Below are 20,947 nucleotides of genomic sequence, written 5' to 3'. Positions count from 1 at the left end.
TAATTTCTGTCAATCGAAAATAAACTTTGTTCAAATCTGTGATTCTTCGCAAATCTTAAGAACTTTTAAGGAAAAGTTAAGGATTAAACATAATACTGGGTGTAAGTAGAAATTTTGGCATCCTGGGCGAATTCAGGAACGCAAAAAGGAGTTAGTAAAAATGAAAAAATGGATAGTAATTGCAGGTAGCGTCCTAGTTATTGGTTTTGTCGGATATCAATGGAAACCATTATCGCTAAGTCCAAAAACCGTGTCCGCGCAAGTTAGAACGGCAGTGGTTCAAAAAGGGACGTTAAACGTCAACATAAGTGGTTCGGGAACTGTACAGGCGGTAACCAGCGAAGATATTAAATCAAAGTTTGATAATAGTGAAATAGACGAGGTGTTAGTAGAGGTTGGCGATAAAGTAAAGAAAGGTGATGAATTAATTACCTTTTCGGATGGAAGTGACCCTGTAACAGCATCAGCTACAGGAGTTATTACGAGCCTTGCAGTTTCAGCAGGGGAGCGTGTTACGAATGGACAAGTTGTTGCGCATGTAACCAATTATAACGAATTACAAACCGTGGTCCAAATTGATGAGCTTGATATTTCCAAAATAAAAAAGAAACAGTCCGTTAACTTAACAATTAATGCGTTTCCTGATCAAACATTTACTGGCAAAGTTTCAGCTATTTCTGAAGAAGGAACATCCTCAAGCGGAGTTTCAACTTTCGCTGTTACCATTCATATTGACAAACCAGATCAACTTAAAGTCGGGATGAGTGCGGAAGCACGGATTTTAACGGTAAGTAAGGAAGATGCTCTTTATGTTCCGCTTGATGCTGTATATACCTCAAACAAGGAGAAATATGTCATTATCAATTCAAAGAGCTCAGAAAGTAACATCTCTGAAACTAAGAAAAAATCCATTCAAACCGGCATAGCAAATGAAGATTATGTGGAAATAACAAAAGGTTTGTCAGAAGGTGAAACGATTAAGTTACCTCAATTAGCAAAAGCTAGCTCGACTAAAACTCCAACTACAAATACTCAAGGTAGTGTTTTTGGCGGTTTAAGCAACCCGGGAGGAATGAACCGTAACTTTGGAGGCAGGGGTGGAAATTAAGTGGGAGGTAATTTCACTTCTTAATGTCCCTCGTTTAAGTGAAAGGTAAACAGCAATCAGATAGTATGTTAGGATTGCTATGTTTGCTATAATTATTTTTATATGATCTTAGGAGAGAAAGAGAATGCGCTTATTAGTTGTGGAAGATAATCTACCTTTATTAGAATCAATCGTTCAGCTTTTATCCGATGAGTTTGAAGTTGATCAAGCTTCGAATGGTGAGGATGCATTGTTTATGGCGATGCAGAATATTCATGATGCGATTGTATTGGATGTAATGATCCCTGAGATTGATGGATTTGAAGTGTTACGAACTATTAGGAAGGAAGGCTTAAAAATACCAGTCCTTTTCCTTACTGCAAGAGATTCGCTTGAAGATCGTGTTCAGGGACTTGATAGCGGCGGAGATGATTATTTGGTTAAGCCTTTCCAAGCTGCTGAATTAAAGGCGAGAATCCGTGCCTTGTTAAGAAGAAGCGGCAGCTTAACAACTAATCAAACGATTCAGTATCGCGGGATTGAATTGTTAGGGAAGGAAAGAGACATTGTTGTTAATGGCAACCAGATCAAACTGACTGCAAAGCAATACGAGCTGTTAGAATATTTGATTCAAAATAAAGGAGCCATTCTCACAAAAGAACAAATCTATGACCGGGTGTGGGGGTTTGATTCAGATACAACCATCGCAATTGTGGAGGTATTCATGCACCATCTCCGTAAAAAATTAGAACCTTCAGGCTATCATACTGATATTAAAACGATTCGCGGCGTTGGCTATATGTTGAACGAAGAATAGGAGCTCACATGTTTCGGCAAACACTTATTAAATTAACCTTTCTAAATTCATTAGTATTTATCGTTCTTATTAGTATACTAGGGGCCGTCATTTATTTTTACACAGATAATAAATTATATAAAGATGTCAACCAATCACTGCTCGAATCGATAGAACATCTGCAACAACAGCCAGATGGACCAGGTGAAATACGAGAAGGTAATGGGGGGAATGGCGGACAATTTCCAAAATTTATTAGGCGAGACCCACGGATATTAACCCTAATCTGGAATGAAGACAATCAGCTGTTGTTGGAACAAAACCGAGATTCGGACATTTTTGAAGGTAATGAGAAGTTAATCCAGCCAACAGAATTAAATACTTTAAAGGATGTGGATGTTGAAGATTTTTCCTTTAGGTATATTGCCTTTAAGGTGGAACATCCCCAATTAGGAAAAATAACCGTTCAATTCATTCGCAATGTAAACTCTGAACAGGAATTATTGGACAGACTTTTGTTAATTATGTTAATTGGTATGGGTGTTGGAATTATTTGTGCCGTTGCGTCAGGATATTTTTTAGCGGGAAAGGCATTAGTACCGATTAAAAAAGCTTGGCAGAAGCAGACAGAATTTGTATCCGATGCTTCGCACGAGTTAAGAACCCCATTAGCGGTGATCCAGGCAAAAACGGAAGTCCTATTTCGGGCCCCAAAAGCCACCATACAGGATCGGATTATTGATGTATCAACGATATCCACTGAATCAAGACGGCTTTCTAAATTAGTGACCAACTTATTAACACTTGCGAGATCGGACTCTGATCAAATTGAAGTCAAAAAGGAACAATTCCAACTCGATGATTTGTTGAAGGAAATTCTTCATCAATACGAAGAAATTGCATTGTATCAAGAAAAGTCGCTTCAATTGCAAGATTCGGAACCTGTGCGGTTTTTTGCAGATAAAGCAAGAATTCATCAATTAATCGTCATATTATTAGACAATGCCATGAAATATACAAATGAAGGCGGGGAAATATTGCTTTCATGTTCCCAGAATCATTCTTCGATTTTCCTTAAAATAAAGGATACCGGGATTGGAATTCCAGAAAATGATATTCCAAAAATCTTTGACCGTTTCTATCAAAGTGACAAGGCAAGGACTGCTGCGGAAGGAACTGGACTCGGTTTATCGATTGCAAAATGGATTATTGAGAAACATCATGGTAAGACAAAGGTGCAAAGCACCCTCGGTAAAGGAACGACAATTGAAATCATTTTTCCAAAAACCCAAAAAAATTAATTTTTGGGGTTTTTTTTTGAAAAAAATCAAGGTAGATCTATTTCTTAAGAAAAACTTAAGGTAACCCCTTCATAATGTGTTTGATATTATTCAAGCAAAGATTTTTACATGGAAAACTGAAGGGAGAAGTCTTAACATGAAGAGTACGAGAAAGGCACATCTGTGGATAGGCTTAATTGCTTCCATTTTCATCTTTATCGAGTCGTTGACAGGTCTGTTAATGAATGAACCTTGGTTAATCGGACAAACACAGCTCGAAGGGGGAAAGGGGAATTTCCAACCAGGCCAGTTTAACCAAGGACAGCGTCCACAAGGAATGAACGGAGGTTTTGAGCAAGGAAATCAACAAAATTCTGGGCCGCAAAGCGGCCAATTTCAAGGACAAGCTAATGGTCAGAATGGAAACGGTCAGTTCCAAGGGCAACGCGGCTTTAGAGGAAATGGAAACCTGCCTGAAGGAATTCGTGGACAAGGGATGGGGCAAGGTTCGATTATGTCAATCATCCGTGGACTTCATGAAGGTAGAATTGGCAATACAAATGTAAAATGGTTAATAGATTTAACGGCTGTTGCTTTAATGATTTTAACGGGAACAGGAATCTATCTATCGATGAAAGTTATCGCTGCCGAAAATAAGCGAAAGAAACGGCAGGCAGAAAGCTTTATTGAATAAATTAATAAAGTAAAAGCACACGATTGAATTTCGTGTGCTTTTTGTCATGCTTATTCTACAATTATCGTCCCTTTAAACATTTGCATTCCACAGCTAAAGGTGTATTCTCCTGAATGATCAGCAGTAAAAGTTAGTTTTGTAGTACCCGTTTTTAAGTTGACATTGTTAATATTAAAATCAGGAATCATAAAGGTGGAAATACAATTCGTACTATCAAGCGGGTTGTTTATTTCTAGTTCAACCGGAACACCTTTTTTGACGCGAATGACATTTGGGGTATACCCTTGTGTGGTGACCTCCATCTTAACAAGCGGTTTACTATCCTTCGTTACATCCACTTCCGTTTTGGGAACTTCTTGACTTACAGCAGCTTGGGAAGTTTCTGTTTGGGTCGATTTACTTTGACCAGGAATTTCGACCATATCACTGCTATACATAAACAGAAATAGTGATACCAGCACAACTCCCCCGGCGATGATTGCAAATGGAGAAAGTTCCTGTGTATCAAGGGATAATTTATTATTGGATTCTACGAAAATATACATAATCACGAATCCGATAATAAGGATATAGAATCCTAACAAGATTCCTAGTAGAATCGTTGGATTAATAAATTGAATAAATGCACCAAGGATGGCACCGATGATTCCGCCCATTAAACCAGAAATAGAGCCCATTAAGATAGCTAAAATCCCGACTGGGTGGCCCGCTAAGAAGCCTACGACAAAACCGATAATCATACTGACCCCGACTACTAGAAATATCTCACCTGAAATGATGCCAATGATACTGCCCGTCAGTAAACCTGTAATTACCGAAATGACCATACTAATCATCGTTCCAGAGGTATTAGCTAGTTTATTTTTATGACGGTAAACAGAATAGATGGAATATCCGGTTCCAGTGGCAACTATAATTGCCGTAATGATCGCAAATATATTCATTTTTAGTCTCCTCTTACGTGTGAATGATTAACAACATAAGAGTATTATAAATGCAAATAACTGATTTAAATTTGTAGATTCAGTGATTAATATGAACGTTTTATGAAAATTGTTGAGGTAAGATAAGTCAGGTGGATTATATTGGGAAGTGAATTTATTTCTTTTTTTCGTTATCAAGGGTATTTTTATAAATCCGTTTCATGGCCTCATTTTGCATCTTGATATATTCAAGCAAAAATTCTTTCTCTTCTTCCTTTTGTTGGAGATCATCTTTTTCTTTTTCCATGGAAACCACCCCATTTTTTCTAATTACTAGCATTTTAACCGATTTATACACTAGTTTAAAGTGAATAAGAAGATAATTTGTTGACATCAGAAAAATATTCCATAAAAAAAATTGACTTTTTTCATTTTCAAATATATAATTTTCAAAAATACTATTGAAACTATGACGGGGATTAGTAAATTGAAATAGTCTTACCAAGAGAGGAAACCATTGGTGTAAGGTTTCTTAAGACGGTCATTTGAACCTGCCTCCTGAGTTCTGTATCGAATTTGAAGATACATGCGGATCATGTCCGTTATCAAGGAAAGTGTATAGAGCAATTTTTGCTTTATGAATTTAGGGTGGTACCGCCAGGCCATGGTCCCTTTTTAGGATCAAGGCCTTTTTGTATTTAATAAAATAATGAGGTGTATCAAACATGGCAAAAGAATTTGTAAAAGATGTTACGGCAATGGACGATGATTTCGCCCAGTGGTATACAGATGTCGTCACAAAGGCTGATTTAATCGATTATTCAAGTGTGCGTGGTTCAATGATTATCCGCCCGTATGGCTATGCTTTATGGGATAATATAAAAAATGAGCTCGATCGTCGTATTAAAGAAACGGGGCATGAAAATGTTTATATGCCATTGTTTATTCCTGAAAGCTTGCTTCAAAAAGAAAAAGACCATGTCGAAGGTTTTGCACCTGAAGTGGCATGGGTTACACATGGCGGATCAGAACCATTAGCAGAACGATTAGTTGTTCGTCCAACATCAGAGGTTCTTTTCTGTGAGCATTATAGCAACATCATTCATTCATACCGTGATCTGCCTAAGCTCTATAACCAATGGGCAAACGTTGTCCGTTGGGAAAAAACAACTCGTCCATTCCTTCGGACATTAGAGTTTTTATGGCAGGAAGGGCATACTGCCCATGCGACTGACGAAGACGCAATGGAAGAAACAATTAAAATGCTAAACGTTTATGCCGCTGTCTGTGAAGAAATCCTTGCGATTCCGGTTGTAAAAGGACAAAAGACGGAAAAAGAAAAGTTTGCTGGTGCGAAAGCTACGTTTACCATTGAAAGCTTAATGCATGATGGAAAAGCATTACAGTCTGGTACATCCCACCACTTTGGTACAGGTTTCGCTGAGGCCTTTAACATTCAGTACACGGACAAAGAAGGTAAGCTTCAGTATGTGCATCAAACGTCTTGGGGTTTTACAACGAGAATTATCGGTGCCTTAATCATGGTACACGGCGACGACCGTGGTTTGGTAATTCCACCAAAAGCAGCACCAACACAAGTGATGATTGTGCCAATTGCACAGCATAAAGAAGGCGTGCTTGATTTTGCATATGATTTGAAAACGTCCCTTGGTAAAGTTGCTCGTGTAGATATTGATGCCAGCGATAAAAAGCCAGGCTGGAAGTTCAATGAATACGAAATGAAAGGTATACCAGTTCGTCTAGAAGTTGGACCTAAAGATATTGAAAATAAGCAAGTGGTTTTAGTAAGACGTGATACTTTAGAAAAAGTGTTCGTTCCACTAGATCAATTAGAAACAAAGCTTGTTGAGTTATTAGATGAAATTCAAACCAATTTGTATAATAAAGCACTGAATCACCGTGAAGAAAGAACATCAGTTGCCTTAACTCTAGGCGAGTTAAAAGAGTCGCTTGAAGCTAAGCCTGGTTTCATTAAGGCTATGTGGTGCGGCGATTTAGCGTGTGAGGAAAAAATCAAAGAAGATACTGGGGCAACATCAAGATGTATCCCATTTGAGCAAGAACAGGTATCGGATAAGTGTGTCTGCTGTGGAAAAGATGCAGACAAGATGGTTTATTGGGCAAAAGCATACTAATAATAGCAATTCTTGGGCTCTTCCTTGATGGGAAGAGTCCTTTTTAGTGCCGTATTGGGGCAATATTAGGGTATTTAGCTAATTTTTGGAATCAATGGGCGGATTTTTCAATTCAATGAGCGAATTTGATGGTCTTATGAGCAAATTTCTCAGTTAAATGAGCTAATTTTTTTCGGCAAGCTAATCAGCGGAATTTCCTATCAGCGAATTTAATGATTCTATCGGCGAATTCCAATATTCTATCAGCGAATCTTCCTAATCAATCGGCGAATTTTCCCATCCAATCAGCGAATCCATTCTAAGGTAATTTTTTTTGAAAAAGGAATTACAAAATCAGCAGCGAATATTTTAAATTCAGAAGGGGGACAAGATTATGAAACCAATACTATTAGACTTTGCAGAAGAGTTTTACACAGAGAGATTACTAATACGCAAGCCTTTACCCGGAGATGGTAAAGCTGTCTACCAAGCCATGCAGGCCTCTTTAACTGAACTAAAAGAATGGATGCCTTGGGCCCAACGCGAGCAAACAGAGGAAGAAGTTGAAATAAATATGCGTGATGCACACGCTAAGTTTTTCAGACGTGAGGATTTAAGGCTACATATTTTTAATAGAGAAACAGGGGAATTCATTGGTTCATCAGGTTTGCATAGAATTAACTGGAGCATTCCAAAGTTTGAGATTGGTTACTGGATTGATTCGCGCTTTAGCGGTAAAGGGTATATTACCGAAGCAACTCACGCAATCACTAAATTTGCCTTTACCGAACTTAAAGCAAATCGGGTGGAAATCCGCTGCGACTCTAATAATGTCAAAAGCCGGGCTATTCCTGAACGACTAGGATTTCACTTAGATGGGATTTTACAGAATGAGGGACTTTCAGCGGATGGTAAAGAATTACGAGATACATGTATTTATGCAAAGACAACCCAAGATTAATAACCAAGAGTACTGAAGCACAGTACTCTTGTTTTTTGAAATTTAGTCTAGGATAAATTTCTTTAAATAATATTTTGTAATCGCTAAATATTCGCGTGAATAGGACTTTGGCACAGCAATCCATGGAGTTTCTGCAGGGAGCCCCTGTACCGTTAAGCCATAGTCTCGAGCAATGGAGACGGCACGGTAGAGATGAAAATTATTTGTCACGACCAGTCCAAGCCTATCACCCTTGGGAATTAGCTTTTTTGAAAAATTAATATTTTCATAGGTATCAGTGGATTGATCTTCTAAAATAATCCGATCCTCGCTTATGCCCTGGTCGACCAGTTCTCTCTTGATCGATTCCGCTTCAGAAATATCTTCACCAGGTCCCTTTCCACCAGAAGCGATGACAATTGTTTCTTTGTTTCTCTTTAAATATTCGGCGGCAGCATTAATTCTACTCGCAAACGCAAGGGAAGGGACAGTTCCTTTCACCCTAGCCCCAAGTACAATCAAATAGTCTGCATTTTTAGGAACGTCTTTATGACTATATTGACTAATTTTAAATTGTAAAAAACCAATATAAATCAAACCTAGAATAACCAGAACAGCAGCCAATCCAAACACTCTTTTCTTATGTTTCATCATTTCAAATCCATTTCATGTCATTTTTTTAAACCTATAATATAAAATAATAAATTAAATTAGTGGAAAACTCTAACATATTTTTGAAATAAAGTATAATAATAGAAGAATCAGTTTACTTTTCTTGCACCATTTCGTTATTGGAGGGTTTATAATGTCATCAATTAGTCTATTGAAAAAAACGGCCGGTATTGTATTAGAAAAGAAAAAGCTAACGAAAGTCGTCTCTAGAGTTGGTCTAGTATTGGATATCTCAGGTTCTATGAGAAACTTATACAAAAATGGTACGGTTCAAAAAGTTGTGGAGCGTATTCTTGCGGTAGCTAGCCAATTTGATGATGATGGATTATTGGATATTTGGGTTTATGATAATGAATTTTCTCGTTTGAAATCAGTTTCTGAACAGGATTTTATCAACTATGTAGAAGAGTATATTTTAGCTAACGATTTAATACATAAATTCGGAAGAAATGATGAACCGCCTGTTATGGAGGATGTCATTCAAAAATACACGGTAGAATCTCCGGCCAAGGAACCCGCCTTTATTGTTTTCATTAATGATGGTGGCTGTAAAAGAACAATTAAGAAACCAGTAGTTGAATCGTCAACAAAACCGATTTTTTGGCAGTTTGTTGGTATCAGTGACTCCAACTTTGAAGTTTTAGAAAAATTGGACACTATGGAAGGACGATATATCGATAATGCAAACTTTTTTCACATTAAAGATATCGAAAAAACCACTGATGAGGAATTGTATAATCAGTTACTAAATGAATTCCCATCTTGGTTAAATGAAGCCAAAGCTAAAGGAATTTTACCAGGTGGGAAAATTTAGAGTAAAATTAATTGTTACCTGATTCAATTAAAGTTCGTGAATAGGGGCACGAATAGCATCTAATTGTTCCCGCAATCATCTTTTTTTCAAGGTTATGGGCATAAATAGCGTCTAATTGTTCCCCCCATTCATCTATTTTTCAATGTTACGGGCACAAATAGCTACTACTGTTACAACATGTGAAATCTCTGGCGACTTCATTATAAGAAAAAAGGACTGAATTGATCAGTCCTTTTTCTTACATTATTCGCAAACCCACGAAAGTCCTAGTGTTCCAACTCCCGTATGCACTCCAGCGACTGTAATTAGCATCATTTTTTCCGTTTTAATTTCCGGGAATGTTTCGTTGACTAATTTCTCTAACGCAGTAGCGCGTTCGAGATCGTTAGCATGGACAATAGCTGCCTTCGTAACAGTTTTTGTTTCCAAATCAGTTTTTAAATTATTAATTAACCATGCAATAGCTTTCTTTTCTGTTCGAACTTTATCTTTTATCTTAGCGCCTCCATCTTCGATTGCTAAAATAGGCTTGATATTAAATAGAGAGGCTAGGATGGCTTGGCCGCCTGATACTCTGCCGCTTTTTTTGAGTTGGTCTAAATTTGATGGGACTAGGTATAAACGTGTATGCTCCCGTAATCCATTAAGTCTTGCCTCCACTTCACTGATTTCATACCCTAGTTCTACTAGTTCGATCCCTTTTTTTATTAAAAATGAGAGTGGGTAGGAGCCAGTCATGGAATCAATAGGTACCAATTTAAAACCAGCCATTTCCGCTGCCATCACAGAGGTTTGATATGTTCCGGAGAGTGAACTGGAGGCATGAATAGCGATTCCAAAGTCATAGTTTTCTTTTAATTTTGTATAAAGTTCCACAAAATCACCAAGTCCTGGCTGGGAGGTTTGAAATTTTGAATCTTCCTGTTTCATTCGCTCGTAAAACTCTTTTTGAGTAATATCTATAGTTTCCTTGTAGGACTCTTGGTTAATGATAATATTTAGTGGAACAACGTGAATATTATTTTCCTCGATGAATTCTTGGCTGAGAGAAGCCGTGGTGTCAGTGATCCACGCAATTTTTAGTTTATTCATCTTAATCCTCTTCCTCCAGTGTAAATCTCTTTTTAAGTATCCGTTACCTCATTCGTTTTGGGTAAATTTTAATGGAATTATTAAGTATTTTGATAACTAGGTTCAACATTACAAGAAGGAATAATAGACGACAAGTTATATTTGTCATATTAAAAAGTTAACACTTTGTGACAAAAATATATAGTTCAAATTATTCAAATATAGGAAACTGTGATTTAAATCACTTAGTATGCGTGTGAAATTTCATATAATCACTATGGAAATAGTAATTACATAGGGAGTGTTATTCATGTTAGATCAAAAAACAATTGAAATAATTAAATCTACTGTACCCGTATTAGAAAAACATGGCGAAGCCATTACCACTCGATTTTACCAATTGATGTTTGGTAACCATCCTGAATTATTAAATATCTTTAATCATGCTAATCAAAAACAAGGCAGACAACAAAAAGCATTAGCTGGAACGGTTTATGCCGCTGCAATGTATATTGATAATTTGGAAGCCATTCTTCCGGTTGTAAAACAAATAGCACAAAAACATAGAAGCCTTGGAATTTTGCCAGAGCACTATCCGATTGTTGGGAAACATCTTTTGCTAGCTATTAAGGATGTTTTAGGTGATGCAGCAACAGATGAAATTATTGATGCATGGGCAGAAGCATATAATGTCATTGCCGATGTTTTTATCAGTGTTGAGGCAGAATTATATGATGAATCAGAAAATAAACAAGGAGGCTGGAGTGGCTTCCGCAATTTTATTGTTGATCGAAAAGTAGTTGAAAGTGAAGTGATCACCTCATTTTACTTAACACCTGAAGATCATAAGGCAATTGCAGATTTTACCCCTGGACAATACATTAGTATCAAATTAGAAATAGCTGGTGAAAAATTTACTCATATTCGTCAATACAGCCTGTCAGATGCACCGGGTAAGGCATATTACCGAATTAGTGTGAAACGTGAAGCAGGTACACAAAATTCAGACGGTATGGTATCCAACTATTTACATGATGGTGTAAATCAAGGTGATATTTTAAAAGTTAGTGCTCCTGCAGGCGACTTTGTTTTAAATACTGAAAAAAATACACCTGTCGTGTTACTTAGTGGCGGGGTTGGTTTAACACCAATGATGAGTATGTTAAAGACAGTTGTAGAAGTTCAACCAGAACGGAAGGTCACTTTTGTTCATGCCGCTGCTAATGGGAATGTCCATGCTTTAAGAGATGAAGTAGAGGAATTATCGAAATTAGACAATGTTAATTCTTATTTCTTCTATGATTCACCTACAGAAGAGGATCGCAAAAATAGCCGATTTGATGTGGAAGGATATGTAACTCGCGATTGGCTGCAAGAAAAAGTCAATGCAAAGGATGCAGACTTCTATTTCTGTGGACCTATTCCATTTATGAAAGCAATTAATCGTTCATTAAAGGAAATTGGTGTAACCGAAGATAGAATTCATTTTGAATTTTTTGGCCCGATGGGGAATTTAGAAGAATAGTAAAGAAAAAAGCTGATTTCTTATGGAAATCGGCTTTTTTTGCCAGCATTTTTTCTTTGATTCCAATTAATTCATGGAAAGCGCTACTAGATTAGAGAAGAATGGATAAAATACCTATATCGATTATTGCCTTTTACTGCCATAAATCCTAAAAGAGAAAGGAGCTTTCATCATTGCATTTTTTAACCACAATTATGAACGAGTATGGATATCTAGTCCTTTTTCTTTCAATCGCGCTAGGGATATTGGCACTTCCAATCCCGATGGAAGCAGTGTTGGCATATGCAGGTTTTCTATCATTTCTTGAACAACTCAATTGGTTTGGTAGTATTCTTTCCTCAGCATTGGGATGTACCTTAGGTATGTTGCTCTCCTATTGGGTGGGATATAAGCTCGGTATGCAATTTTTTGAAAAGCATGGCAAGCGGCTTCATATAGAGTCTGAACGTTTAGCTGCCATTTCAAATTGGATAAGAAAATATGGAAATAAACTATTAATTATCTCAATATTCATCCCTGTATTTAGACATTTCATCGGATATTTTTCAGGGATCACTCGTGTTCCAATCAGGGTTTATATTTTATATATGGGAATTGGATCGACCCTATGGGTTTCAAGTTTCATTTTTTTAGGAAAAATCCTTGGACCTCAATGGGAAATGTATTTTGAAGCTATCAAGCGATACGTAATTATTACAAGTATCGTCCTTTTCATCCTATTGGGAATCATTTATGTGATTAAGAAAATAAGGAATGTTGTTATGGAAGCTGGAACCAAATAAATGATTAAAGCAAAGGAATTCTCAGAGAGATTCCTTTGTTTTTATTGTAAAAGTACTATTAAAAGTTACCAATTATCGACACTTTGGAAAAATTCAGCAATGACACGTATTGAAAGTTTGAATCATATCGCAACTATGATTAAATGAAAGAGAGAAATGGCCAGAAAGGATGTTAGTTTCATGAATAAGAATGTCATTCGTTCGATTACGGGCATAGCTGTATTGTTTTGCCTCCTCTGGCTGGTCGGGCTTGTCTGGGCAGTTGGTGAGTATTATGCGGGAAAACCTGAGAAGGTTCCGGAAGTAAAGACCGTTTCCAAAGTAGAAAATAAAAAAGGCTTAACCATTGTGGCCCTAGGCGATTCCTTAACTCGTGGAACTGGGGATGAGACTGGAAAGGGGTATGTCGGTGTCTTAGTTGATGAAATCAAGGAAAAAACAAAACGTCCAGTTCAACTTACCAATCTCGGCATTAATGGTCAAAGGTCTGATTCATTAAGAAAACAAGTCCAGGAAACGGAAGTCGGCCGCCAAATCGGGAAAGCTGATATGGTGCTGGTCACGATTGGCGGGAACGACTTGTTCCGAGGGGGCCAAGCATTAATGGACTTTGAAACAGAAGATATTGCTTCCATTGAAAAGAAATACTTGAATAATTTAAAATTTATTTTAAAACAAATACGCCAAAACAATCCTAATGCTAATGTGTTTTTCATTGGATTGTATAACCCTTTTATTGATTTAGATCATGGAAAAGAAATGTCAAAGGTGGTTCGCCATTGGAATTATGACAGTGCAGAAGTCAGCGCATCTTTTCCAAAAATAGTGTTTGTCCCAACTTTCGATTTGTTTGAGTTAAAGGTAAATGATTATCTATATTCAGACAAGTTTCATCCAAACTCAAAAGGGTATCGTTTAATTGCCGAACGAGTTGCCTCACTGCTCACCTGGTAAGGAGGGGAAATCGATGGAGAAAAAAATTACATTAGCAGTTAAAGATTTAAAAAAGGTGATTGGAAAAAAGGAAATCATTAAAGGATTGACTTTCGATTTACGAGAAGGAGAGGTATTTGGTTTTTTAGGACCGAATGGAGCAGGAAAAACAACAACAATCCGCATGCTTGTCGGATTAATCAAACCGACATCAGGGAGCATTCATATTTGTGGCTCTAATATTGAGGGGGATTTTCAGGAAGCAATGACCAACCTCGGTTGTATTGTGGAAAACCCAGAATTATATCCCTATTTGTCTGGCTATAATAATCTACTTCATTTTGCCAGAATGATTGAAGGGATCGGAGAAGGACGGATTAAAGAAGTTACCGAACTTGTCGGTCTAACAGAAAGAATCCATGATAAAGTAAAAACCTATTCCTTAGGGATGAGACAGAGGCTTGGTATTGCTCAAGCATTATTGGGAAATCCAAAAGTGTTGATACTTGATGAGCCGACCAACGGCTTGGATCCGGCAGGAATTAGGGAAATGCGTCAATTTATTCGGTATCTGGCAGAGGAAGAAGGTTTGAGTGTTTTAGTGTCAAGCCATCTTTTAAGTGAAATTCAACTTCTGTGTGATCGAGTCGCGATCATTTCCAAAGGGACAATCATTCGAACAGATACGGTTCAACAATTGCTTTCCAATCGCGAACGAGTCATTTGGCATATACAACCACTGGAGAGGGGAAAGGATGTATTACGTTCTCTAACAAATATTGAAGAAACAGATGATGGCACTATATTGACGGAATTTAATGAACAAAAGATTCCTCTGTGGAATAAGCAATTGGTTGAAGCTGGTGTTTCCGTCATGGAAATGAATCGGAAAATGCCAGTCCTGGAAGATTTATTCCTCGAACTTACGGGGGGTGACATGATTGAATAAATTAATTCAAAATGAAATGATGAAACTGATTGCCAAGAAACGGCTCATTGTCATTGCTATCATTATTGGTGTTCTTGTCATGTTATTTACATATGCACAATATAAACAAGTCCAAACGCAACGTGAGAAACTTGGAACCAGTGATTGGCGAACAATATTACAACAGCAGATTGTTGATACGACGAATCGTTTAAGCAGCAGTCGAATAACAGATGAATGGAAAAAGCAGCTGCAAATCTCTCTCCAGCAGCAACAATACTATCTCGACCATGATATCAATCCGTCCGAGCCAGGTGCCCCAACGTTTATGAGAATTTTCCTGGAAAACTCGATTGATCTGTTTATTCCTTTAATGGTTATGGTAATAGCCAGTGATTTGGTCTCGTCTGAACATAGCTTAGGATCAATCAAGCTACTGTTAACAAGGCCCGTCAAGAGGTGGAAAGTTCTTCTGAGTAAATATTTTACTTTGTGTTTAGCCATTTCCTTAATCATTGCGATTGCAGGGATTCTTTCTTATTTAATATCAGGCCTCGTTTTTGGTTACAAGGGGTGGGGTGCACCAATCCTAACTGGATTTAATGTGACTGAGACTGGATTGAATACGTCAGAAGTTAAACTGATGGGTCAATGGAAGTTTTTATTAATGGACTTTGGGCTAGTCTGGTTTGTATCCATTGTTGTTGGTACGCTTTCCTTTATGCTGTCAGTATTGATTCGTAGTACCGCAGCTGGGATGGGTGTTATGCTTGCTTCATTAATCTCAGGAGCTATCTTAACAAACATGGTGTCCTCGTGGGAATCCGCCAAGTACTTTTTTATGGTCAATTTGCGGTTAACGGATTATATGAAAGGAACAGCACCACCGATAGAAGGTATGAACCTGTCATTCTCCATTCAAGTCCTTTTCGCTTGGTGGGCAGTAGCAATCTTCGTTTCATTCTTTGTGTTTACAAAAAGAGATGTATATTAAACTAGAGGCTATTTCCGTATTGGCGGGAATAGCCTTTATTATTTAGCTTTGTTTAACCACTGTGAGTTTTTGCACCCTGTTGATTGGGCGGACATCAATCGGCCAAGTTCAACATAACCAATTATTAAAGATAAATAATAAAAGTTCTAACTTGAAAGAAAATTATAAAATTAATAAAATATGAGAGAGGAGAATTGACAAATGGAGGAGTGTTTATGTCATTTGCAATAAAAAAGATCGATCATATCCAACTTGCTGCCCCTAAGGGTTGTGAAGAAGTCGCAAGGGAATTTTTTGGTGGAATACTAGGGTTAATTGAAGTGGAAAAGCCTGCAGAATTAAAGAAACGAGGCGGTGCTTGGTTCGAATTTGGAACCTTTCAACTTCACATTGGTGTAGAAGAACCGTTTTCACCAGCAAAAAAAGCACATCCTGCCTTAGTTGTTGAAAATATTGAAGAATTAAAAAGACATCTACATGAAAAGGGAGTTACATTTACAGAAGACCATCTACTTCCAGGGGCAAACAGAATTCACCTGCACGACCCCTTCGGCAATCGTCTTGAGCTCTTAGAATGGGATTAGGAAACGCCTTTAAATAATTGTTGATTTTGGCACTCTGTTGATTGGAGTGGAAGGCACGAAGACTCCTGGTGGAGTACGGGGCAAGGGAGACCCCGCAGGAGTAAAGCGACGAGGAGGCTCCCCGGCACGCCCGCGGAAAGCGAAGTGCCTGGAACGGAGATCAACAGACAAGTTTAACACAGCCTAAATAATAAAAAACAGCCCCACTCCAAACAATTGGAATGGGGCTGTTTGCCTCTAATTGGGGGATTGAAGGCCATATTACATAGGGATATTCTATTCAAATTCCAGAAAGGGGGGACCAACTGGAAAGGAAACAAGCTAAAAGTAATCGCTCGTTTATTTATTATTGTTTCGCAGTAATTTTCACTGGTTCACTGCTTACTCCAAAGTGCTGTTTTATGATTAATGAAGGACCGCCAAGACTAAACAAGTAACGGGCTTCAATGACTAGCTTCATAAATGCACCAATTAAGCCTGACAATCGGACCTTCCCTACTTTACCAACTCCAGCAGATAGTCCAATCGAAGTGACAGAGCCTTTGTGGTGATATTCAAAAGCAGTTAAGTAACATCTGCTTCACCAGATTTAAGTAGTTTCTCTAATTTCTTACTTGTGATAATTCCGCCGTATCCTGCACCTAGAATCACGATTTTTGGTTTGTTCATAACTTCCCACTCCTAATATCTCTATATAATTTATTGTAAATTATTTCACATATGTATTTTCAAAAAAATAAATCTTCAAGTTTTATATTTTGTGAAGTGTTTCACATATGTTCTATTCATAGAATACTCTACTTAAAATAATTCCACAATAGTATTTTTACTAAGAATTTGTCAAATTGGTAAATTTTTTTTCAATTACTGGGAATGATAATTTCGTACCAGATATGAAGTTTACTAAATACCTATGTGGAAGGAGATACTTATGAAGTTTAAATTGTTACTTTTATCATTAGGAATATTAATGTCAGTGCCTGGAATGGCAGCCGCCGCCCCATCCACACCAGATACCTCCAATGGTGAACAGAGGGAAAAAGCCCCGTGCAATTGTGAAGAAAAAGGGCATCGCAATATGATGCATAAAGATTGGCAAGCAAAGATGGAAGAAAAACAGAAAATGCTTCTTTCCTGGGTAGACCAGTATACACCAGAGAAAAAAGCAGAATGGACGGCAGTCCTTGCTGAGAAGAAAACTCTAAGGAACCAATGGATGAGTCCTGAGAATGCCGCCAAACGTGAGCAATGGAAAAAAGAAAAAATGGCAAAAATTATAGAACTAAAAAAACAATTCGATGCTGGAAAGATAACAAAAGAAGAATTTTTTAAACAAGCACACGGCGGAAAAGAAATGTCTCATTGGAAAACGTTCCATGAACTAAAGATGGCAGTTGAAAAGAAGGATAACAAACAAGCAGCATTACTTCTGAATCAATTGTTAGAACAAAGTAAACAACATAATGAAAAAATCAAAGAATTATTAAAAAAGTAATTAGCATCAGTAAAAAAACTAATTCAAGCGGAATTAGTTTTTTATTTTTTCTCTTTGGGTACAGATTGTAAATATTTTCAGTTGTTAAAATGGCTTAATAAAGGGAACATTTAAAAATGATAATCAATGAGGAGGTTCAAAATGAAAAGAAAAAATTTGATGATGACTACCGTTGCACTTGGCGCAGCATATTTACTCCGAAATCCAAAATCCAGGAAAAAATTAATGAATCAAGTTCAATTATTCACAAAAAGGTAATATCCAAAAACATCCCCATCAAGTGATTGAAGGGGATGTTTTCAGAGTTAAGAATTACTTCTTTAAATTAATTGTACCTTGTTGTGTTTCTTTGATATCTTCTTTTATTTCTTCCCTTATATCATCCGCAATTCCATCAGTGGCTTTTTTAAATTCACGAATCGAACGGCCAAAGGCACGGCCAATTTCAGGGAGTTTGTTTGGACCAAAGATGACTAAAGCTACGATTAAAATCAAAATTAATCCTGGTACACCAATATTTGAAAACATATTTTCATCTCCTACTGGATTAAATCCGCCTGCACGTAATGATACAGCAGTTTTGCAGTATTTTCAATGGAAGTTTCATGTGTTCTCTCGAACGCATGTGAAGAATCGATACCAGGACCGATTAAGCCATGGACAATATCATGACCAGAGCGGATTGCAGCTGACGCATCTGAACCATAGAAAGGATAAATATCCAGTTTATAATCGATATTGTTCTCCTCGGCAAGTCGCACTAAGTTCTTTCTCAATTCAAAATGATATGGACCACTTGCATCTTTCACACAGATGGAAACAGTATATTCATCAGTTGATTGTCCGTCTCCCATCGCCCCCATATCGACTGCTAAATATTCCACAGTTTCGGGAGTAATATTGGAGTTACCACCGTATCCGATTTCTTCATTGTTAGAAATTAAGAAATGCGTTGTATGGGGGAGGGTGATATTTTCCATCTTTATTTGTTTTATTAATTGTAGAAGAATAGCCACACTTGCTTTATCATCCAAATGGCGCGATTTAATATAACCACTTGGTGTGATTTCTACACGGGGGTCAAATGAAACAAAATCACCCACTTCAATTCCAAGTGCACGAACTTCTTCAGCATTATGTACTTTTTCATCAATTCTTATTTCAATATTGTCCTGATTGCGCTCAGCTTTCCCCGCATCTTTATAGACATGGACAGAAGTTTGATGCATTAAAATGGTTCCTGTGATTTTTTTTCCGCTGCTTGTTTCAATTTGACAGTATTCGCCTTCGATGGAGTTAAACTTAAATCCGCCAATTAGATCAATTTTTAAGCGTCCATTTGATTTTACTTCCTTTACCATCGCACCTAGCGTATCCACATGTGCTGTCAGCATCCGATGTTTACTTGAATCCTTTCCTGGAATTGTCGCGATTAGCCCTCCTTTACGGTTTCTGTATGTTTGAATTTGTAATTCAGCTAGGAATTTTTCAACATAAGTAATAACCTCATTTGTATTTCCAGATGGACTTGGAATGGATACTAAGTCAGCTATTAATTTCATTGTTTCTTTAGTATTTGTATTTACCACAGCAACTGCTCCTTTCTAAATACCTCTGCAACTATTATACATAATTATGACATTCATGTGTTTATTCGCAATTATGGTCAACTAATACAAAGACAATGCATAACTTAACAGGTGTTAATTTTTTTCAAATGGATTAAAAAAGAAGGTTTTGGGCATTAATGAAGTATTCGGATTATTTGAAAAATTATGTGCTGCTTCAGCAACAATTGGAGGAGAAAAAATTGACTAGAGCTGAACTATACCATTCTAAGCCGAAGCAATCATTCATAAAGGGTTTATTTATTTTCTTAGTCATGTGCCTTGTAGTAACTTCCGGTTTCATTGTATTTCGACACTATTATCAAAACACAATTAAAATTGAAGCTCCGATAGAAAACCCAGGGCCGAAGGTGGTTATTCATCTGCCAAATGGGCATAAGGTATATACCTATGAAAAATTCATTTTTAAAAAAGATGGAAAAACCTATTATAAAGGGGATCGGAACACGATTGATTTAACTGGTGGAACTGTCGCCTACGAAGATTGGAAATAAACATCGTTTGCGAGAAAAGAAAGGACTAGCAGGGGCTAGTCCTTTTCCATGGTAAAAACCTTTATCTGAACCAACCCTTCTTCTTAAACCAAAGAGACATGCCTAATGCAACAATAACCATTAGAAGAAGCGTGACAAAAAATCCATATTTCCAAGATAATCCAGGGATGTAATGGAAATTCATCCCATACAATCCAGCGATAAAAGAGAGTGGCATAAAAATCGTGGTAATCACGGTTAAAACCTTCATGACATGATTGGTTTGATGGGAGTTAAGTGATATATAGCTGTCGCGGATGTCCGTGGTTAGTTCACGGTTTGCTTCAATCATTTCTGATAATTTCAATAAATGGTCATGAATATCAGAATAATATTCCCTTTTCCCCTGGATGGAAGTTAGTCGCTGTGAATTTAGAACTCTGTATATTAGGTCGCGCATCGGTGAAATGGTGTGCCTCAATGATAGAAGATAGTGCCTTGTATCAAATAAATCCTCAAGCAATGCCTCCATGGATCTTCCTCTAGAATTCTCGTCAATTTCAGTTAATCGTTCTTCGATTTTAAAGACTTGTGGGAAATAACTATCTACCATTTTATCAAGGACAAGGTATAAAACATGTGTTGGCTCCCACTTTTCAATGTTAGTCGACTCAGTAAATCGTTTCCATACTGCCTCGATTTCAGTTGAAGGGTTAAGGTGAAAGGAAACGATATAGTTTTCACCTAGGAAAAAATCAATCTCATCTCTTGTGAGTGTTTGGTGATTTAGGGACTGTGTAATAAAAAAAGTGTGGTCTTCATAATAATCCAACTTAGGTCTTTGTAAATGATTAATACAATCCTCGATCGCCAATGGATGAAAATGAAAAGGATCTCGTAGATATTCGATTTCCTCATCAGTTGGTAGATGAAAATCAATCCAATACCATTTATATTCCCCTTTAAGCAAATCAACGATTGCTACATCTTTAACCAATTGATAATTTTTATTTACAGCAATTGTCTTAATCATAATAACTCCTTATCTTGACTGACCATCTTCTTTTATAGGATGGTATAGTTTAGGAATAAAATACCATCTAATGAGGAATTTATAAAGAAAGTAGTTGGGGAGAAGTAAAAAAATAAACATTGAAGATGAGGGGTTAAATGAATAAAAAAAAGGTATTCTA

24 protein-coding genes and 1 other annotated feature are annotated in these 20,947 nt (G+C 37.2%); of the genes, 16 read left to right on the top strand and 8 right to left on the bottom strand.

The genetic code is table 11. The features are described 5' to 3' along the window. Positions 1 to 160 precede the first annotated feature (160 nt). From FS608_RS11530 to FS608_RS11515, 4 genes are all read left to right on the top strand, one after another. Complete coding sequence (locus FS608_RS11530; protein ID WP_144550035.1) at positions 161 to 1,108, top strand: efflux RND transporter periplasmic adaptor subunit; 948 nt, start codon at positions 161 to 163, stop codon at positions 1,106 to 1,108. Positions 1,109 to 1,232: 124 nt separating this feature from the next. After that, positions 1,233 to 1,904 (top strand): response regulator transcription factor, encoded by a 672-nt coding sequence (locus FS608_RS11525; RefSeq protein ID WP_144550033.1) that lies wholly within the window; start codon positions 1,233 to 1,235, stop codon positions 1,902 to 1,904. Between the two features lie 8 nt (positions 1,905 to 1,912). Next, positions 1,913 to 3,184 carry a sensor histidine kinase gene (locus FS608_RS11520; RefSeq protein WP_144550031.1) on the top strand — a complete coding sequence of 424 codons (1,272 nt, stop codon included), beginning with the start codon at positions 1,913 to 1,915 and terminating at the stop codon, positions 3,182 to 3,184. Positions 3,185 to 3,320: 136 nt separating this feature from the next. Beyond that, positions 3,321 to 3,857: a PepSY-associated TM helix domain-containing protein gene (locus FS608_RS11515; protein ID WP_144550029.1), complete on the top strand. Its 537-nt coding sequence runs from the start codon at positions 3,321 to 3,323 to the stop codon at positions 3,855 to 3,857. A 50-nt stretch (positions 3,858 to 3,907) separates the two neighbouring features. On the opposite strand, the gene FS608_RS11510 is transcribed toward FS608_RS11515, so the two are convergent. Together FS608_RS11510 and FS608_RS31220 are read right to left on the bottom strand one after the other, a co-directional pair. Next, positions 3,908 to 4,801, bottom strand: coding sequence for a cupredoxin domain-containing protein (locus FS608_RS11510; protein ID WP_144550027.1), 894 nt, complete (start codon positions 4,799 to 4,801; stop codon positions 3,908 to 3,910). Positions 4,802 to 4,955: 154 nt separating this feature from the next. Further along, the gene (locus tag FS608_RS31220) at positions 4,956 to 5,087 is read right to left on the bottom strand and encodes a hypothetical protein (protein ID WP_260871647.1); all 132 of its coding nucleotides are present in this window, start codon (positions 5,085 to 5,087) and stop codon (positions 4,956 to 4,958) included. 153 nt (positions 5,088 to 5,240) lie between these two features. Next, positions 5,241 to 5,456: a binding site (T-box leader), on the top strand. 49 nt (positions 5,457 to 5,505) lie between these two features. Here FS608_RS31220 and proS point away from each other — a divergent pair. Continuing rightward, on the top strand, positions 5,506 to 6,936 hold the full coding sequence (proS, locus tag FS608_RS11505; protein ID WP_144550025.1) for a proline--tRNA ligase: 1,431 nt from the start codon (positions 5,506 to 5,508) through the stop codon (positions 6,934 to 6,936). A 373-nt stretch (positions 6,937 to 7,309) separates the two neighbouring features. After that, positions 7,310 to 7,876: a GNAT family N-acetyltransferase gene (locus FS608_RS11500; protein WP_144550023.1), complete on the top strand. Its 567-nt coding sequence runs from the start codon at positions 7,310 to 7,312 to the stop codon at positions 7,874 to 7,876. A 42-nt stretch (positions 7,877 to 7,918) separates the two neighbouring features. Here the strand turns inward: FS608_RS11500 and FS608_RS11495 are convergent, their stop codons facing one another. Then, positions 7,919 to 8,506 (bottom strand): YdcF family protein, encoded by a 588-nt coding sequence (locus FS608_RS11495; protein ID WP_395947773.1) that lies wholly within the window; start codon positions 8,504 to 8,506, stop codon positions 7,919 to 7,921. Positions 8,507 to 8,660: 154 nt separating this feature from the next. Here FS608_RS11495 and FS608_RS11490 point away from each other — a divergent pair, with 154 nt between their 5' ends. Next, on the top strand, positions 8,661 to 9,341 hold the full coding sequence (locus FS608_RS11490; RefSeq protein WP_144550019.1) for a vWA domain-containing protein: 681 nt from the start codon (positions 8,661 to 8,663) through the stop codon (positions 9,339 to 9,341). 243 nt (positions 9,342 to 9,584) lie between these two features. Here FS608_RS11490 and FS608_RS11485 read toward each other — a convergent pair whose 3' ends face one another. Further along, positions 9,585 to 10,433, bottom strand: a complete 849-nt coding sequence (locus FS608_RS11485; protein ID WP_144550017.1) for a DegV family protein — start codon at positions 10,431 to 10,433, stop codon at positions 9,585 to 9,587. A gap of 289 nt (positions 10,434 to 10,722) precedes the next feature. Here FS608_RS11485 and hmpA point away from each other — a divergent pair, with 289 nt between their 5' ends. The 7 genes from hmpA to FS608_RS30755 all read left to right on the top strand — a co-directional run bounded on the left by hmpA (position 10,723) and on the right by FS608_RS30755 (position 16,345). Continuing rightward, complete coding sequence (hmpA, locus tag FS608_RS11480) at positions 10,723 to 11,937, top strand: NO-inducible flavohemoprotein (protein WP_144550015.1); 1,215 nt, start codon at positions 10,723 to 10,725, stop codon at positions 11,935 to 11,937. A gap of 173 nt (positions 11,938 to 12,110) precedes the next feature. Further along, the gene (locus tag FS608_RS11475; protein WP_186328688.1) at positions 12,111 to 12,719 is read left to right on the top strand and encodes a DedA family protein; all 609 of its coding nucleotides are present in this window, start codon (positions 12,111 to 12,113) and stop codon (positions 12,717 to 12,719) included. A gap of 180 nt (positions 12,720 to 12,899) precedes the next feature. Then, complete coding sequence (locus FS608_RS11470; protein ID WP_144550011.1) at positions 12,900 to 13,673, top strand: SGNH/GDSL hydrolase family protein; 774 nt, start codon at positions 12,900 to 12,902, stop codon at positions 13,671 to 13,673. Positions 13,674 to 13,686: 13 nt separating this feature from the next. Beyond that, positions 13,687 to 14,601 (top strand): ABC transporter ATP-binding protein, encoded by a 915-nt coding sequence (locus tag FS608_RS11465; protein ID WP_144550009.1) that lies wholly within the window; start codon positions 13,687 to 13,689, stop codon positions 14,599 to 14,601. After that, a complete protein-coding gene (locus FS608_RS11460) occupies positions 14,594 to 15,574 on the top strand; it encodes an ABC transporter permease (RefSeq protein WP_026566923.1) in 981 nt (326 codons plus the stop codon). The genes FS608_RS11465 and FS608_RS11460 overlap by 8 nt, the downstream gene beginning before the upstream one ends. Positions 15,575 to 15,789: 215 nt before the next feature. Continuing rightward, on the top strand, positions 15,790 to 16,158 hold the full coding sequence (locus tag FS608_RS11455; RefSeq protein ID WP_144550007.1) for a VOC family protein: 369 nt from the start codon (positions 15,790 to 15,792) through the stop codon (positions 16,156 to 16,158). A gap of 37 nt (positions 16,159 to 16,195) precedes the next feature. Next, complete coding sequence (locus tag FS608_RS30755) at positions 16,196 to 16,345, top strand: hypothetical protein (RefSeq protein WP_222127336.1); 150 nt, start codon at positions 16,196 to 16,198, stop codon at positions 16,343 to 16,345. Positions 16,346 to 16,504: 159 nt separating this feature from the next. Here FS608_RS30755 and FS608_RS30200 read toward each other — a convergent pair whose 3' ends face one another. Next, complete coding sequence (locus FS608_RS30200; protein ID WP_186328687.1) at positions 16,505 to 16,642, bottom strand: hypothetical protein; 138 nt, start codon at positions 16,640 to 16,642, stop codon at positions 16,505 to 16,507. 447 nt (positions 16,643 to 17,089) lie between these two features. Between FS608_RS30200 and FS608_RS11445 the strand changes: the two genes are divergently transcribed. After that, positions 17,090 to 17,653, top strand: a complete 564-nt coding sequence (locus FS608_RS11445) for a hypothetical protein (protein ID WP_144550005.1) — start codon at positions 17,090 to 17,092, stop codon at positions 17,651 to 17,653. A gap of 312 nt (positions 17,654 to 17,965) precedes the next feature. Here the strand turns inward: FS608_RS11445 and FS608_RS11440 are convergent, their stop codons facing one another. Beyond that, positions 17,966 to 18,181, bottom strand: a complete 216-nt coding sequence (locus tag FS608_RS11440; protein ID WP_144550003.1) for a twin-arginine translocase TatA/TatE family subunit — start codon at positions 18,179 to 18,181, stop codon at positions 17,966 to 17,968. Between the two features lie 11 nt (positions 18,182 to 18,192). Further along, positions 18,193 to 19,215 (bottom strand): M42 family metallopeptidase, encoded by a 1,023-nt coding sequence (locus tag FS608_RS11435; RefSeq protein ID WP_186328690.1) that lies wholly within the window; start codon positions 19,213 to 19,215, stop codon positions 18,193 to 18,195. A 203-nt stretch (positions 19,216 to 19,418) separates the two neighbouring features. Here FS608_RS11435 and FS608_RS11430 point away from each other — a divergent pair, with 203 nt between their 5' ends. Continuing rightward, entirely contained in the window at positions 19,419 to 19,775 is a 357-nt protein-coding gene (locus FS608_RS11430) for a hypothetical protein (RefSeq protein WP_260871646.1), read from the top strand. 61 nt (positions 19,776 to 19,836) lie between these two features. On the opposite strand, the gene corA is transcribed toward FS608_RS11430, so the two are convergent. Continuing rightward, positions 19,837 to 20,787: a magnesium/cobalt transporter CorA gene (gene corA / locus FS608_RS11425; RefSeq protein ID WP_144549997.1), complete on the bottom strand. Its 951-nt coding sequence runs from the start codon at positions 20,785 to 20,787 to the stop codon at positions 19,837 to 19,839. Positions 20,788 to 20,947: the final 160 nt, after the last annotated feature.

The sequence above is a fragment of the Bacillus sp. X1(2014) genome (genome assembly GCF_007678255.1).
Note: the sequence above shows the minus strand (reverse complement) of the source record. Positions and strands in the feature narration are given on the sequence as shown.